Source organism: Colwellia sp. M166 (assembly GCF_024585285.1).
Lineage (GTDB): Bacteria > Pseudomonadota > Gammaproteobacteria > Enterobacterales > Alteromonadaceae > Cognaticolwellia.
Window position 1 is genome coordinate 1,472,592 of sequence record NZ_CP040755.1, and the last position, 15,596, is coordinate 1,488,187.

At 38.1% G+C, this 15,596-nt stretch carries 14 protein-coding genes; 8 read left to right on the forward strand and 6 right to left on the reverse strand.

Going from position 1 to position 15,596, the window contains the following annotated elements:
- Nucleotides 1-62: 62 nt before the first annotated feature.
- On the reverse strand, nt 63-1,247 hold the full coding sequence (locus FGD67_RS06710) for a mandelate racemase/muconate lactonizing enzyme family protein (RefSeq protein WP_257174274.1): 1,185 nt from the start codon (nt 1,245-1,247) through the stop codon (nt 63-65).
- Between the two features lie 62 nt (nt 1,248-1,309).
- Nucleotides 1,310-2,062 (reverse strand): class II aldolase/adducin family protein, encoded by a 753-nt coding sequence (locus tag FGD67_RS06715; protein WP_373567878.1) that lies wholly within the window; start codon nt 2,060-2,062, stop codon nt 1,310-1,312.
- Nucleotides 2,063-2,265: 203 nt separating this feature from the next.
- Here FGD67_RS06715 and FGD67_RS06720 point away from each other — a divergent pair, with 203 nt between their 5' ends.
- On the forward strand, nt 2,266-3,030 hold the full coding sequence (locus FGD67_RS06720) for an NRDE family protein (protein WP_257174276.1): 765 nt from the start codon (nt 2,266-2,268) through the stop codon (nt 3,028-3,030).
- 4 nt (nt 3,031-3,034) lie between these two features.
- Here the strand turns inward: FGD67_RS06720 and FGD67_RS06725 are convergent, their stop codons facing one another.
- Both FGD67_RS06725 and FGD67_RS06730 read right to left on the reverse strand, forming a co-directional pair.
- Nucleotides 3,035-6,046, reverse strand: coding sequence for a ligand-binding sensor domain-containing diguanylate cyclase (locus FGD67_RS06725; protein WP_257174277.1), 3,012 nt, complete (start codon nt 6,044-6,046; stop codon nt 3,035-3,037).
- Nucleotides 6,047-6,318: 272 nt separating this feature from the next.
- The gene (locus FGD67_RS06730) at nt 6,319-6,492 is read right to left on the reverse strand and encodes a hypothetical protein (RefSeq protein WP_257174278.1); all 174 of its coding nucleotides are present in this window, start codon (nt 6,490-6,492) and stop codon (nt 6,319-6,321) included.
- A gap of 289 nt (nt 6,493-6,781) precedes the next feature.
- Here FGD67_RS06730 and FGD67_RS06735 point away from each other — a divergent pair, with 289 nt between their 5' ends.
- The 6 genes from FGD67_RS06735 (at nt 6,782) to FGD67_RS06760 (ending at nt 11,068) form a co-directional block, all read left to right on the forward strand.
- Nucleotides 6,782-8,008, forward strand: coding sequence for a threonine/serine exporter ThrE family protein (locus FGD67_RS06735; protein WP_257174279.1), 1,227 nt, complete (start codon nt 6,782-6,784; stop codon nt 8,006-8,008).
- Between the two features lie 32 nt (nt 8,009-8,040).
- Entirely contained in the window at nt 8,041-8,643 is a 603-nt protein-coding gene (locus FGD67_RS06740; RefSeq protein ID WP_257174280.1) for a TetR/AcrR family transcriptional regulator, read from the forward strand.
- A 46-nt stretch (nt 8,644-8,689) separates the two neighbouring features.
- The gene (locus FGD67_RS06745; RefSeq protein ID WP_257174281.1) at nt 8,690-9,301 is read left to right on the forward strand and encodes a PilZ domain-containing protein; all 612 of its coding nucleotides are present in this window, start codon (nt 8,690-8,692) and stop codon (nt 9,299-9,301) included.
- A gap of 343 nt (nt 9,302-9,644) precedes the next feature.
- A complete protein-coding gene (locus FGD67_RS06750) occupies nt 9,645-9,863 on the forward strand; it encodes a hypothetical protein (RefSeq protein ID WP_257174282.1) in 219 nt (72 codons plus the stop codon).
- 26 nt (nt 9,864-9,889) lie between these two features.
- Nucleotides 9,890-10,141: a hypothetical protein gene (locus FGD67_RS06755; RefSeq protein WP_257174283.1), complete on the forward strand. Its 252-nt coding sequence runs from the start codon at nt 9,890-9,892 to the stop codon at nt 10,139-10,141.
- A gap of 516 nt (nt 10,142-10,657) precedes the next feature.
- Nucleotides 10,658-11,068 (forward strand): hypothetical protein, encoded by a 411-nt coding sequence (locus FGD67_RS06760; protein WP_257174284.1) that lies wholly within the window; start codon nt 10,658-10,660, stop codon nt 11,066-11,068.
- On the opposite strand, the gene FGD67_RS06765 is transcribed toward FGD67_RS06760, so the two are convergent.
- On the reverse strand, nt 11,061-11,312 hold the full coding sequence (locus FGD67_RS06765; protein ID WP_257174285.1) for a hypothetical protein: 252 nt from the start codon (nt 11,310-11,312) through the stop codon (nt 11,061-11,063). The genes FGD67_RS06760 and FGD67_RS06765 overlap by 8 nt on opposite strands.
- Nucleotides 11,313-11,706: 394 nt before the next feature.
- On the reverse strand, nt 11,707-13,455 hold the full coding sequence (ggt, locus tag FGD67_RS06770) for a gamma-glutamyltransferase (protein WP_257174286.1): 1,749 nt from the start codon (nt 13,453-13,455) through the stop codon (nt 11,707-11,709).
- 443 nt (nt 13,456-13,898) lie between these two features.
- On the opposite strand from ggt, the gene FGD67_RS06775 reads away from it, so the two are divergent.
- Complete coding sequence (locus tag FGD67_RS06775; RefSeq protein ID WP_257174287.1) at nt 13,899-15,221, forward strand: Xaa-Pro peptidase family protein; 1,323 nt, start codon at nt 13,899-13,901, stop codon at nt 15,219-15,221.
- The last annotated feature ends 375 nt before the right edge of the window (nt 15,222-15,596 follow it).

Here is a 15,596-nt window from a genome sequence, read left to right on the forward strand (position 1 = left end):
TAATCACACCAGCTAACTTGGCACTAATCACTTTTAATTAAATACCGACAGCGCTAGCACTTTTACTTCAAGGCATTGACCGTAACATTAGGCGAACGTTTAACCACCTCATCATTCAGTTCAATACCTATACCAGGGGCTTCTGATACTTGAAAGAAGCCATCAACAGGCTGTGGATCTTGCAAGCACAGCTCACGATTCCAGTCTTTAATGGCATAGGTATGATGCTCATGAATTAAGAAGTTAGGGATCGCGGTTTCAAGATGCAAAGATGCTGCTGTTGCCACGGGTCCACCACAAACATGAGCTTGAATACGAATATCATAGACATCAGCATAGTCACATACTTTTTTCGCTTCAGTAAAACCACCACATAGGCCAATATCAGGTTGTAAAACATCAATGCTTTGGTCTTCAAAATAAGGTCGTGCATCCCAGCGATGATATAAACGCTCGCCGCCAGCAATCGGCACGTTAACGTTGTCAGCCACTTTCTTATGTACCGCTGAGTTGAGATAATTAACCGGCTCTTCATAAAACATACAGCCAACTTCTTCAACAACTCTACCCATTTGAATAGCTGATGCAGCCCCCATTAATGAATGTGATTCAAAAATAATATCGACATCTTCGCCCACGGCATCACGAATTGCTCGTAAACGGTTGCCGAATAAGCGCATTTGTTTTGGCGTAAATAATTTAGTGCGATCAAATGAAGAACTGCCGTCTTGGTTATAAACAATCGGATCCACTTTAACCGCATCGTAACCTTGCGCAACCGCTTTTAATGCTGCTTCGGCATATTGTGCGGGCTCAATAAGCTTACTAATTGTTTCATCCCAATCAAACTGTAACTGACTCGCATAAGTGCGCAGTTTGTCATTAGTTTTGCCACCAAGTAGTTGGTATACTGGCAAGCCGAGCGCTTTACCTTTGATATCCCATAACGCGGTATCAATGGCACTCATGGCCGAATATAGCACCGGCCCGCCACCTAAGCCCCAAAAGCTTTCCCGCAACATCCGTGACCATAATAATTCGGTATTAAACGGATTAAAGCCTATCAATATCGCTTCACTGATCTCCTTAAGCATCGCCGCTGCTGCACTGTGTCCCCAGTCGTAAGCAAGACCAGCTTCACCAACCCCGGTGATACCTTCATCGGTATGTACACGAATAAAAACCGGGTTCCAACCTGGGCGCTTTGGACATTCAATATCAAAAATTTCTACGTGAGTTACTTTCATTAGGCTCTCTTTACATGCTACTTCAATACAAGATTAAATAACGACATCAATAAGGTTAAGGGTTATAAGGCAAAGCTTGGGTCTACTTCATATACGCGGCGTAACATCGCCGGCCAAGCTTTTTGTCCGCCAGTTAAGCCAGTGTGTACTATATCTGCTTGTGCTTTAATACCATCGATAAGACTTTGTTCTAGCATTATAGGCTCCATCCCCGTGGACATGACTTGTATTTGTATTTGACAAGCACGTATTAAGTCATACATGTGCATAAAAGCATCGCCAATGGTTTTACCCATGGTTAACGCACCATGATTACGCAGTAACATAAAATTGCTATTGCCTAAGTCTTGCTGCAAGCGTAGTTTTTCATCTTCATTAACCGCTAAACCTTCATAATCGTGATAACTCAGCGATGCTAAAGCAAACATCGAGTACTGACTAAGCGGCAATAAACCTTCTTTTAAAGAAGCAACAGTAATGGCTTCATTGCAATGCACATGCAAGGCACAAAGATCATCATGACGCACCTCATGAACAGCACTATGAATAGTAAAACCTGCAGGGTTAAACTCAAATGGGCAATCCACATCAACAATATTGCCGGCCATATCAATTTTAACTAAATTGGATGCGCTAATTTCATCAAAGCGTAAGCCAAAGGCATTAATCAGCACATGCTCGGTACCGGGTATACGCACCGAGACATGGGTATAAATTAAATCATCCCAACCATGGAGCGCAATAAGACGATAACAGGCAGCTAAATCGACTCTAAGTTGCCATTCTTGTGCTGATACTTTATTTTTTAAATCAATGACGGGAAATGCTAACATCAGCTTTACTACCTTTTGCTTGAAAAATAAGTTAATGATATGTTGCTACAAACCATATCCTATGCTGTGATCAATACCAAGTCGATATAACAATTATTCGCTTAACGACCATCAATCAATTGGCTATAAGTTAAAACATAAATATTTTTAGTTATAAATTCATTTACCTTTTGGGAGCCAATATTATGTGTATTTTGTTTATTGCGGTTAAGCAGCACCCTGACTATCCTGTGATTATTTGTGCTAACCGTGATGAATTTCATCAACGTCCGACCCAAAATATGCATTGGTGGGCTGAAGAAAAGATACTCGCAGGCAAAGATCTACAGGCAGGTGGCACTTGGCTTGGCTTAACCCCTGAAGGTCATTTTTCCGCTTTAACAAATTTTCGTCAGCCTGAAAAGTTTGATAAAAATAAACCTTCGCGTGGCGACTTAGTCGTACAAGCATTAAAGAATAGTCCCCTTAAAACCGAACAATATTTATCGGCTGAGTCGTATCAATACAATGATTTTAATTTAATTTTTGGTCAGTTAAATAACTTACAAGCTTTTGATAGTGTGAATCAAAAGCTTGTCAGATTAGCCGCCGGATTTCACAGTGTTTCTAATGGTGCATTAGATGATACTTGGCCGAAAATGGCTTTAGGTTTAAATGCCTTAGAAGCTTTAGTTACGACAAATAATCTAGAGATAGAGACACTTTTTAAAGTGATGAGCAATCAAGAAACAGCCAAGCAAGAAAGTTTACCGATTACCGGGCTCAGTAAAGAGCTAGAGCTGTTACTTAGTAGTATTTTTATTGTCTCGCCGGACTATGGAACACGGTCAAGTGCGATAATATTACAAGCAAATACGGGTGAAGTGAAGGTTTATGAAAGTAACTACGATTCGAATGGCGACATCGTCGCTCAAAACAACTTTCAGTTTCAGCCAACGGCCAATAATTAATATTCTAAGGGTGTATTAAACTTAATTTTTCTTCCTTAATAAGTTGCTCTATTTTGTCATGATTTAAATCATTTAAATCTGTTGAAATTAAGCTCGCGGTTGTTTCGATAACACACCAGGTATTTCTGCCATGTTCTTTTGCTTGATATAAAGCAAAATCAGACATAATACTCGCGACAGCCTCTACAGACAGGTTACCGAGCAAATTATCATCAGGATAAGCCACTGCGCCAATGGAACAGGTATATTCTAGTAATGTAGACGCTGAAACATTGATATTATTATTACTTATGGTTTGGATCATACGCTGACATATTTCGGGAATTGAGCTTTTGTCATTAACCTGGCAAAGCATCACAAACTCTTCACCACCCCATCTAGCGAGCGTATCACCGACTCGACATTGTGCTTGCAGCTCACTTGCAAAATGCTGCAAAACAAGATCACCAACGTCATGACCAAACTTATCATTGACACTTTTGAAGTGGTCTAGATCAAAGAATAAGAAAGCGTAACTAGGCGAGCTAGGGGAGATACTAGAAATAGAATTACGATGAATTAACCTTTCATCAAGTTTACCTAAAGCACTTTGTAAGTACCTTCTGTTATAACAACCGGTTAGAGCATCACGGTAAACATCTTTTTTCAGTTTTCTATTTTGAAAATTAATAATGATGGCATAGGAGATAATCACAATAATAAACACAAAAAGCATCAACATGATCAGCTGAACCCACCATAGCCGCCAAATGGGTGTCGATACAACTATCTCTAGTTGGGCCTCTTGCTCAGCAGAAGACCATTGGCCATTAACTTTCATTGCTACTCTTAACAAATGGCTACCACTGTCTAGCCCGACATATCGAGCATAATTAGAGTTAGTATAAAACCATTCAGAATCAACACCTTCCATTTTATAGCGATAATTAATTTCTTTGCTGTTATCCGAAAACTTACTGGAGTAACTAAATTCTAAGCTGTTATTTTTCCAATCTAACTCTAATGACGTTAATTTTTCGTACGCTGCATGTGTTTTTATCGGATGGCCATTTTGCTCTAATCGAGTAAAATGTACTTGGTTAACTTCAATTTTTGTCGAAAGGTTTTCAGGTTTGAACACAGTCAAGCCATACTGGCTGCCAAACCACATATCACCATTAAACATCTTATGATGAGCAACCAGCCAATAACTTAGGGGAAGGTTATATTCTTTGCCATATATATCAAAAGTCTCCGTTAAAGTATTAAACTTAAATATGCCTTTTTTAATAATATAGCCGTATAAATTACCTTGATTATCTTGCTCTGTAACCTTTAGCGGAAAACCTATATTGGTAAATTTTTCTTCGAACACCTTACTTTTAGTATCAAACAAATCAATGCCATTGCTATCATTAACCACCCAAATTTTGTCCTTTTTTTCAGGCAATAAATTAAGAATTTTATTCTCAGAGGGTGACGATTTCACAAAGCGATTAAAGCTATTGGTTGTTTCGTTATAATGGTTTAGTCCTTTCATTGTACCTAACCACAACTCATTATCGATATAGAGCATCTTCAAAATAAAATTCGAACTTATGCTAGTAGCAAGTTTACTGCTATGTTGAAACTGCTCAATAACACCTAATTGCTTATCAAATAAGAATAAGCCCTTATCATAAGTTGCCAGCCAAAGTAGATTTGAATTGGTTGCATGCTCAATAATGTCACCAATTCTTGCATTCAGTACAAAGTGCTGTTGCACTTTGGTTCGCGAAGTATCTAATGCGCTAAGCGTCCCTTCTAAGTTACCCACCCAAAGCGTATCATTAGAATCCTCATAAAGTGCATAAGGCATGGATATTTTAGGGTCGGTTAACTGAATAAATCGCTGCGCTGACTCATCAAAATAATGCAGTCCCATTTCACTTTTTGTCCCCAGCCAAATAGTGCCATCTTTAGTTTGATAAATAGGACGAATATTATTACTGCTAAGTCCAAGGCCCAAATCAGACTGCTTGGTGATATTGGTAAAAATTTTCTGCTCAATGGCACCTAAATCACCACCTAAAGTAAAGGTTAATAATTGATTTCGCTTGCTGAACAATATGCCGTCTAAACGTACATCACTCAGTGGGTTTATTTCTGAGGCTAAGCTAAAGTAAGACTCAACTTGACCAGATGAAAGCGTAAATTGGCTTAAGCCAATGCTTGGGCTGTGAATTAGCCAAAGCTCTTGCTTGATAGTGTCATAAGTAAAATTGCTGATAGATTTATTTTGGTAGGGTATTAGTGTGCTAAATAATTTTTTTTGGCTACTAAACTGCAGCAAGCCATTGTGCTTTGTTGCTAAATAGAGCAATCCATCAATTTTTATCATTTTATTGATATGCAATGGGGGAGCAGATTTTGAAGGATATGAATATAAAGTGGTTTTCTCTGTCACTAAATCTAATACAACTAAGCCGCCTTCTATGCCGATATAACACACTTTTGTTTGGCAAAAGACGGCTCCGGTTAAAGCTTGTTTATCGTTAGTGAGTGAAATTTGCCTGAATATACCTGCTTTAAAATGAATCAGTCGTTGCTCTGAAATAAAAACCAATTCATCTTTACTTACCAAAGCCAATGGTTGTGTTTTTCTCCATCCGCCGATACTGCTGACAGTAATTAAATCTCCACCTTCTATATGGACAAATTTATTAGTTAATTTATCGTACTTATTCAAACCACCATCTAATGTTGCTACCCATAAAACACCATTGTCTCCTTGCGTGATAGCAGAAATATTTGCTCCTATAAGCGATGAGTTTTCAGGTGTATATTTGATTAGTTCTTCACCCATCCACTTAATTAAACCATTTTGTGTACCAATCCAAATAAAACCATCATCATCTTCAACAAAGCCATTATTAGCCGCTTCATGTAATTGGCCTAATTTTTTATAGGTTAATTCATTAGCAACAGCACTGGTAAGAGAAAAGTACGGTATCAAAAAACACCACAGCAATAAATAAAAATTGTCTTTAAACATCATCAGCAAAACATAATTCAAATTTCAAATTAACAACCTTTATCTATTTAATGTGGAAGCATCAGGGGATTCAATCATGAGTGTAGAACACTAGTTTGAAAATGTTAGCCAAAATTTATCAAAGGCGTTTATATCAGCATGTGTGATGGTAAGACTTGGAACTATATTAACCAATATTTTACATATCTATAGCATAATGTAAACACCAAAGTAACCACAAACTCAACTAACATATACAGTAAATGCTATAGCACTTAACTGCCCTGCAATAACGGTTAAAGCATTTGCCGAATAATAGCGGCAATAATAGCAATAAACACCACTATCCAGAGTATTTTTGAATACTTTTGCTGTTGTTCAACTTCCATTGGTTTACCAAAGCGCTGCCCTAATATCACCATTAAAGCGACGGCGCCAAACACACAAAGTAAAATAATTAATAACGTCATAAAATATCTCGTCCGAATAAGTCATCTAGCTAGATATGTAGCATTAATGAGAAAGTAATACCAAGCCAGTTAAGTATCTTGATAATTTTCAAACACTGCGTATATCATACCGAGATTAACATTAGCTGCCAATTTTCTTATAGTAAGCGCAATATTCATTAAGCAAAGTTAAAATTCATTAATTAATCACCTTACTAGGCAACTTTCTATTAAGATTTAACATCTGTGCTTTCATTTTAAAATTAATCATTTACCATATAAAAATATTTTCAATATGAATGATCTTGCTATGGCAAATACTGATAGCTTTACTGATAAACGTCGATTTATAATTCGTTTAGGCAAAGCCTTACATAAGTTTGGTACTCCCGCTTATCGATTAGAAGCACATTTAACCGATGTTTCAGAAAGCTTAGGTGTTTATGGCTCTTTTGTTATTACGCCAACCTCATTAACCTTCGTGTTATCTGAAGATGACGAAAATCAAGATTACAATCACATTCTTCGGGTTGCACCTGGCGATCTCGATTTAGGTTCATTAGCACGTGCCGATGAATTAGTTGACGAACTCACCTCTGGCCAACGAACGCTCTCAGAATCCATTGAGCGGTTAGATGAAATTGCTGACAAACCTAATCCCTATGGCCGTTTTTTAACTTTTCTTGCTTTTGGTGCCTCAAGTGGCGCTTTTGCGATGCTAATGCACACCAGTTGGAATGACGTTTTTTGGTCAACGCTACTCGGTTTGGTGGTTTGCTTATTTACTTTCTGGGCTGAACGTTCACGCCGAGTTACCGACATGTTAGAACCTATTGCCGCCATGACCACGGCAATTTTAGCGACAGCAATTGCCTTAATTGACCCCAGCATTAACATTCCATTAGTTATTCTATCGAGTATCATTGCCTTTATTCCGGGCTTATCGCTAACTTTAGCCTTATCAGAGCTTGCCGCTCGAAACCTAATATCCGGTACCGCAAGATTGATGGATGCCTTAATGATTTTATTCAAAATTTATTTTGGCGGTGTGTTGGGTATAGCGTTAGGTAAAATGATCTGGGGAGAGGTTTTATTTATCCAACCTCCTAGTACACCTAACTGGACATCATGGGCGGCGGTAACCACATTATCAATTAGCTTAGTGATTTTATTTAAGTGTCGAAAAAAAGATGCGCCTTGGGGTATTCTTTCTGGCTATATTGCCTTTGGTGCCAGTATAGTCGGGGCTGAATACTTAGGTGTCGCCCTTGGCGCTTTTGTTGGCGCTTTTGCCCTAGGCCTATACAGTAGTATTTTTTCTCGTATCATGAACCTCCCCTCAAGTATTGTTAAATTAATGGGCTTAGTTGTATTGGTGCCAGGAAGTAAAGTGTATATCGGCTTAAGCAATGCGGTATCAGGGCAAGTTATGCTCAACGCCACCGACATTGGCTCACAAACATTTTTGATTTTTATGTCATTAGTAGCAGGACTGATATTTGCTAATGTCGCTTTACCATCAAAAAAAGTCCTTTGATAATAATGTTTAACACTAGGTTGCTTAACTAAATGGTCGCAAAAACAAAATATCATCATGGTGACTTACGAAAGTCACTTGTCAGTACAGCGACAAAAATGGTCACAGAAGACGGTATTGAAGGTTTATCTTTACGTAAACTTGCGGAAAAAATTGGCGTGTCACGTACCGCCGCTTATCATCACTTTACCGACAAAAATGATTTATTATGTGCTATTGCTGAGCAAGGTTTTGAGCAATGGCATCAACATTCTAGTGAAATTTTCTCTGAAGAAAAGCTGTCTAGTGAAGAGAAGTATCGTAATTTTGTTCATGCCTATATTGGCTTTGCAACAAAAAACCCTTCACTATACGAGTTGATGTTTGGCCGCGTTATTTGGAAAGAAAATAACAGTACACAAACCTTAAAAAAAATAGCCTATGCCAGCTTTAATTATCAAGTTGAAATGACTAAACTTTGGCAGGATCAAGGTATTATTATTCAAGAAGAAAATACCTTACGGTTAGCACAAGTCACTTGGGCAACTTTACATGGCATTGCCCGTTTAGTGATTGATGGAATATACGCACAAGAAAGCCAAATTGATGAAATGTGCGAATGTGCAGTGAACGTATTTCTTGCTAGCTCACATTAACAATAAATAACCTTAACACTGATAAAAATTATAAGGAAACTTATTAATGACCACTGCTGAAGATCAAACAAAACTTGCTCAATTTGATGAATTCTTTTCCATAAGTTATGCATTTAATATCAACGCTAAGGTTATTGAATTAACTCAGCTACCAAATTATCAGCAGTTTTTATCAAACATGCCTATTCCCTTTAAAATAGCATCAGAAATAAGTACTTTAGATCAAAGTGCGTTACGACCATTACAAACGGTTGCCGGTGTTGCTGGCCAATTAATGGAGTACCTCAATTATCAAGCGCAAAAAATGGACTTACTCGTGGGTTATATTCTGGCCCAAGAAGATAACGTTAATGCTAGATTTAAAGCGCTTAAATTTGGTGGTGGTGGCATCATATTTAACAGTGATAACCCTAGCCGGTTTAACCTTGGTGATTTCCTCGAATTAAAATTATTTTTTCCAGATGAAAATAGTGCCTTGTACTGTATTGGTGAAATAATCAGTACGGAATTGCTCGAGCAACAAACTCATCACAAAGTTATTTTTCATCATATTCGTGAAGAAGACCAAGAAGCTTTAGTGCGTAATAGCTTGCATCAACAATCGAAACAACTTCAAGCCTTAGCACAACAGCGTAATCAAGCGAAAAGTACTAATTAAAATGTCATAAAAATATTTTTTTAAGTCATAAAACACACTAAAACCGCTTGCACTATCAACATCTTTCACTAAGGTGCAGTATTAACTATTACCTTAATAACGACTTACATCTAATTAAAATAAACATAAATAACTGTTTAATAAGTAATTTTCAATAAACCCATAGTTGATTTTATTTCAATTACTACTCTCTCCACCCACTATTAACTTGAATTTTGGTTGTTAAATAAATTTGATTAAAAATTTTGATTAATAATCGCAAAATAATTCACTTTTCTATTTTGAAATATCGGCACATTATCTAGTGGAAAATCCAAGTATGATTTTTTTATAAGGTAAAGAAATGAACATTGATACATATGCAGACACCGATATTGATGAAGATTCAAATTTTGATACTGGTATTGCTGGTTTTGAAATTGCCTATGGTTCAACCAATAAAACAGCAATGAGAAAAACAGCAAAACAAAAATATCAGGTCAGACAAAAATTAGATTCATTAACTGAAAAAAGATTTCTTGATAGACAGCTTAATTCGTTAAGTGACTATTGGGACATGTAATTCAATTTACATTAAAGAGATTAACTATGAAAAAAATGATTTTAATGCTGGCGGTACTAACACTGACTTCAAACGCCGCATTTTGCAACGAAGATGAAACAGAGTTAATGACTGCATCTCCGGAGTATGTCATGAGCCTTTTAGCGCAATGTAAAAACGATGCTGCAGAAGATGAAATTACACCGGCAGAAATGAACAATTACTTACTAACCTGTATTAATGACGAATTAGAAGTAAGTTATTACAAGCCGATAAAAACTTTACCTAAAGAAGGTTAATGAAACATTATTTTATTTAACCTTAAGTCACTCAAATTATTTAGCTCATTTAAGTAAGTGGGTTGCTCAATTTGAGTTCACTTATTTTAGCCTAACTCTATGATTTAGGCTATTCAAGCAAACGCTCCTCTAACTGGCTGAATTAGCATATTCGAGCCAATGTCTGTGTTCAGCTTATGAGTGAGAAAACTCACTCATAACGCCCCTTATATAAGGTAATACATCTAAAACCTCCTAATTGCTTGTCAGTATTAACCAGCGAGCTAATTGCCTTTAAAAGAAGTGTAGGGGTGAGCGAGAATACTACCTAATATACTTATGCTATAGTGCTAGCATAAGTTTGCACTAATACTAAGTCTATTAAGTTTGTTCCCACTCAAAAACTTAGTAGAATTAGTGTAATGCATTGAATTATGGTATAAAATCATCCGTTGAACGGATAAAGATAATAAGTTAATTTTCAGTCCACTATATTAACCCCCTGACATAAGGGAGTTGCATTTTGCAGGAGACTTTATGAACGAGCATGGTTCTTTTCGAATGAAGGTTGTAGAGCAAACATTAGTTATCCACTGCTTTGACTCTTGGAACTCCGAAACAGTGGTAAGACTTTGCAAAGAATATAAAGAACATGTTAATAAAATAAGTGACAAACCTTGGGCCTGTATTGTTGATTTGTCCTGTTGGGAATTGTCGACACCTGACATGTGGGGCAAAATAGACGAGCTAAATGAATGGGCTAATGTCAATAACCAAAAATACGAAGCCGTAATTTGCAGTTTATCTATTCAAAGGTCTTTGATGGAGGCTAGCCATAAGGTACTGACCAACGTAGAAACTAAATTTTGTGAAAATATTGAACAAGCATATCAATGGTTAGAAAATGCAGGCGTGTACAAAAAGCCACAAAAAATTAACATTATTTAAACCACACCTTACCGCCAATAAATTTATATGCAGGTAAACCTCTGATTAAAGTTTCTCGAGCGAACAATTTATCACACTTAGGGCATATACCAGGCACAAGCGTATGATCTTGACTAATACGCTCTTTAAAGCTTTTCACCAATGCACCTTTACCACCCTTTCGGTACTTAAATAATAAAGTGTTGCAACTAACACAAAAAATATCGACCGTTTTCGTTGGACCTTTCTTATTCGGTTTTGCCATAAATTTTAATTACTTTCATAAGTTATACCAAGTCTATTAAGTTTGCCCCCACTTAGCGCTTACCAAGGGTGACTTTAAAAGGTTTACAGGCCGTGTTATTGATTTTGACAAGGTTCTCACAGGGGTGTGAGTCATTAGAACAACGCAGGAGCAGTTGTCGAGAATAACCATTATCTTCAATCAATGCCTGACCTAGATGGATGTAGGGCTGTCTCTAAAGCTTTTAAATTTCACTGAGTGGGCAACTTAGTAAAAGTGGTATTATACCAAGTATGCGCTTTTTTATAATATTGACTTTTTTAGCTGCTAGCTAAAAATAAAGCCAACTTATCGCAATTAATTGCGATAAGTTGGCTTATGATATCAAAGATAACACTGTTATGGTTCTAGCATGCTAATATCCTGCAGCTTGTCCGTCTTTTCTTGATTCAGAAGCGCCATAATAGACTTTTTCTTCATCGTCCCACATAATCGCTTGATAGCCACCATAGCCACCGATATCAAAGCCAATTTTATGGCCGCGCTGCATCAGACCACGCACGGTTTGGTAAGGTATATCTGACTCAATGACCAACTGGCCACCATCAATTAACGTTTTGCCATTTGCTGCTGTTGGCTCGGTAGAGCCATAATGTTGCCAACGAGTGGCATCGCCAGCTTCTTGTAAGTTCATACCAAAATCAATAATGTTAGTCACTATTTGCACATGCCCTTGCGGTTGCATCGCACCGCCCATTAAACCAAAGCTAATAAAAGGTTTTTTATCTTTCATCACAAAGGCTGGAATAATAGTATGAAAAGGACGCTTGTTTGCTTGATAAGCATTCGCATGGCTTTCATCCATAGAAAATAGTTGCCCTCGGTCTTGAAAAACAAAACCTAAACCTGGCACAACCACGCCTGAGCCCATACCACGATAGTTACTTTGGATAAGTGAGACCATATTGCCTGCTTTATCTGCCGTGGTTAAATAAATAGTGTCGCCTTGATAAAGTGCTGGGTTACCGGCATCGACACGCTTAGCTGCACGCTCACCGATAAGCTTTTTACGTGCCATCGCGTATTTTTTATCGATTAAGCCGGTAAGAGGTACATCAAAAAAATCCTGATCTGCATAAAACTTAGCACGATCTTCAAAAGCCAACTTCTTGGCTTCAGTCATCACATGCAGTGCTTGTTCTGACAAAAATCCCATCGCTGCTAAATCGTAAGTTTCTAAAATATTTAGCATTTGCAATGCGGCAATACCTTGACCGTTAGGCGGTAGTTCAAAAACGTCAAAACCCCGGTAATTGGTTGATACTGGCTCAACCCAAGTTGAGTTATGGCTTATCAAATCTTCACGCGAGATATAGCCGCCATTAGCTTTCATAAAGCTAGCAATTTTATCGGCTATTTCACCTTGATAAAATGCTGAACGCCCCTGTTCCGCAATTAATGACAAGGTATTAGCAAGCTCTGGATTTTTAAAAATTTGACCTTTTCGTGGCGCGTTACCATCAATGGTAAACGTGGTTTTAAAACTGCCCGGTTGCAGTGATAATTTTGGCACGCTACGTTGCCAATAATAAGCAATCAACTCACTGACAGGAAAACCATTATTGGCATAACTAATAGCTGGCTTTAACACATCATTCATTGGCATTTTGCCAAACTTATCGTGCATTTCAAACCAACCATCTACTGTACCTGGTACTGAAATAGGTAACATGCCATATGGTGGAATATCGTCACGCTCTAACTGAGTTAACTGAGCTTTAAGCTTTTCAGGTGTTAGTGACTTGGGTGAACGGCCACTGGCATTAAGGCCATAAAGCTTCTGACTTTTTGCATGCCAAATAATAGCAAATAAGTCACCACCGATACCGCTACCTGTGGGTTCCATCAAGCCCAGTGCCGCATTAGCGGCAATAGCCGCATCGATAGCGTTACCACCGTCTTTTAATACCTGTAGGCCAATCTGTGTTGCCAAAGGTTGGCTAGTAGCCACCATGCCATTGGCAGCAATAACTTCTGAGCGGCTAGCATGTGTTTTGCCAGTAACTCGGTCAGCGTTAGCTTGTGCGGATAAAATGACAGTGGAGGATAAAACGATAGCGGCTTTACAAAGCTTAACAGTAAGTTTACTTAGCTTAATATGCATTTTTTATTCTCATTAATTTCAGCGGAATATCATTGATAACACGTGCTAAAAAAATCTACAAAAATAACGCGTCAAGATCACCTGTTTTTAGGTTAAACAACCAACAATTCCCGAGCAATGGTAAGAACTTAGTTTATCAAAAAATATCCAACGCATTCATCTAACTCGTTTAAGCAGCCTTTTATCGGCAACAACTTGCTCATCACAACAAAAGCAGTTAGCGTAAAGCCTCAATATCAGTTCAATATTAGGGGCTGTTGCTAATTTTCAACCTAACATCGTTGAAAGTTGTTAAAGCAGATAACGACATCGCACACTTTTCGCCTTATTAGCTGAAAAATTGGCTAATTGCAGTGACTAAAATAAAAACTCAACAGCCCCTAGTTAAGCCACTGCGCTAACTAACTAAGCTAAATAGTATTGGCGACTCAACAGGAAAACACATGAACATCAGTAAAAGAGCCTTTTTAAAAGCTAGTGGTGCGGGTATTGCCACCCTCACCCTGGCTGGGCAAAGCTTAAACTCATCTGCTCTCGCCCTACCGGCTAATAGCTCACATAAGGTAAATGACCATCAAACGACCACATTACAACCTATCACCCATTCAGTAACAGCAATAACGGGTGCTGAAAGGCTTGAACGTATTAGTCATGCACAAAAATTAATGCAACAGCAGGATGTATCGGCCTTGATCCTTGAACCCGGCGCAGCAATGGATTACTTTTCTGGCATACAATGGCGACGAAGCGAGCGCTTAACAGCGATTATTATTCCACGTGAAGGTAAACTGTCAGTTGTCTGCCCATTTTTTGAAGCGCCCAGTATACGAGAAAGTTTGGCCGTTAGTGCTGACATTCGTGTTTGGCAAGAGCATGAAAGCCCGTTCACACTGATTAAACAAATATTAACCGACACTAAGTTAAACAAAGGTAAAGTGGCCTTCGAAAACTCAGTACGTTACTTTGTACTTAGTGGGGTCATGGCTGAGCTTTCAAACATGCAACATATCAGTGCGGAGCCGGTAACTCGCGGCTGTCGTATGTATAAAAGCCAACATGAACTTGAATTAATGCATAAAGCCAATGAAGTAACTTTACTTGCCTATGCGGATGTCTGGTCAAAACTAAAAGTAGGCATGAGCCAAGGCGAGGTAAAATCTTTAATGAACAACGCCCAGCAACAATTAGGTGGCAAAGGTACGTGGAATATGGCGCTATTTAATCAAGCCAGCGCTTATCCCCATGGTACTAAACAAAAGCAAATACTCACTGAAGGCTCAGTGGTATTAATGGATTGCGGTTGTAATGTGCACGGTTATCAATCAGATATCAGCCGAACTTTTGTTTTTGGTGAAGCAAACAAACGCCAACAAGACGTTTGGCAAACGGTTAGACAAGGCCAAGAAATTGCTTTTGAGCAAGCACAAATTGGCAAACAAGCGGGCTCAGTAGATGACGCTGTTCGACAGTTTTACCAAAGCAAGGGCTTTGGTCCTGGCTATAAATTACCCGGGCTTTCACATAGAACAGGTCATGGCATTGGTATGGAAGGCCATGAAAGCGTTAATTTTGTTCATGGTGAAACTGAAATTTTAAAATCAGGCATGTGCTTCTCTAATGAACCCGGTATTTATATTCAAGGCGAATTCGGTGTTCGACTTGAAGACTGCATTTATATGGGAAAAAATGGCCCGCAGTGGTTTACCGTACCGCCTGAATCACTTGCTGAGCCGATAGGTAAATTAGAGAAACTACAAGCACTTTAGTAACCTAAAGCATTAATAATTAAAGTTAATGTTAATGTTAATGTTAATTAATATAGCGCTAAACACTACAGTAACTAACATTAGTTTAACGGCTTCAACCTTAAATTTTTAAATATGCCATTTGCCTTTGCGCATAACCCCCTTGGTTGAAGCTACCATTTAGCTACTTAGCAAAGTAAAAATCAATAACGCAGCATGTAAACCTTTTAAACTCTACCTCTGGGAGTTTTCTCGATATCCACTAACATCGTTAAAGTTATTTGATTTAGCGTGACTAAACCGAAACAAATTCGCCTTGCTTTTGAACACCGAGAAGCGCTCAGAATTGGGAAGAAATTTAATCAAATTGGTATTACTAAGCAATAGCGAGCTATT

Bases quoted from the DNA above. Each gene is read 5' to 3' on its own strand.
- FGD67_RS06710 (WP_257174274.1), bottom strand. From the start codon at position 1,247: ATGAAAGTAACTCACGTAGAAATTTTTGATATTGAATGTCCAAAGCGC.
- FGD67_RS06720 (WP_257174276.1), top strand. From the start codon at position 2,266: ATGTGTATTTTGTTTATTGCGGTTAAGCAGCACCCTGACTATCCTGTG.
- FGD67_RS06725 (WP_257174277.1), bottom strand. From the start codon at position 6,046: ATGATGTTTAAAGACAATTTTTATTTATTGCTGTGGTGTTTTTTGATA.
- FGD67_RS06730 (WP_257174278.1), bottom strand. From the start codon at position 6,492: ATGACGTTATTAATTATTTTACTTTGTGTGTTTGGCGCCGTCGCTTTA.
- FGD67_RS06735 (WP_257174279.1), top strand. From the start codon at position 6,782: ATGGCAAATACTGATAGCTTTACTGATAAACGTCGATTTATAATTCGT.
- FGD67_RS06740 (WP_257174280.1), top strand. From the start codon at position 8,041: ATGGTCGCAAAAACAAAATATCATCATGGTGACTTACGAAAGTCACTT.
- FGD67_RS06745 (WP_257174281.1), top strand. From the start codon at position 8,690: ATGACCACTGCTGAAGATCAAACAAAACTTGCTCAATTTGATGAATTC.
- FGD67_RS06750 (WP_257174282.1), top strand. From the start codon at position 9,645: ATGAACATTGATACATATGCAGACACCGATATTGATGAAGATTCAAAT.
- FGD67_RS06755 (WP_257174283.1), top strand. From the start codon at position 9,890: ATGAAAAAAATGATTTTAATGCTGGCGGTACTAACACTGACTTCAAAC.
- FGD67_RS06760 (WP_257174284.1), top strand. From the start codon at position 10,658: ATGAACGAGCATGGTTCTTTTCGAATGAAGGTTGTAGAGCAAACATTA.
- FGD67_RS06765 (WP_257174285.1), bottom strand. From the start codon at position 11,312: ATGGCAAAACCGAATAAGAAAGGTCCAACGAAAACGGTCGATATTTTT.
- ggt (WP_257174286.1), bottom strand. From the start codon at position 13,455: ATGCATATTAAGCTAAGTAAACTTACTGTTAAGCTTTGTAAAGCCGCT.
- FGD67_RS06775 (WP_257174287.1), top strand. From the start codon at position 13,899: ATGAACATCAGTAAAAGAGCCTTTTTAAAAGCTAGTGGTGCGGGTATT.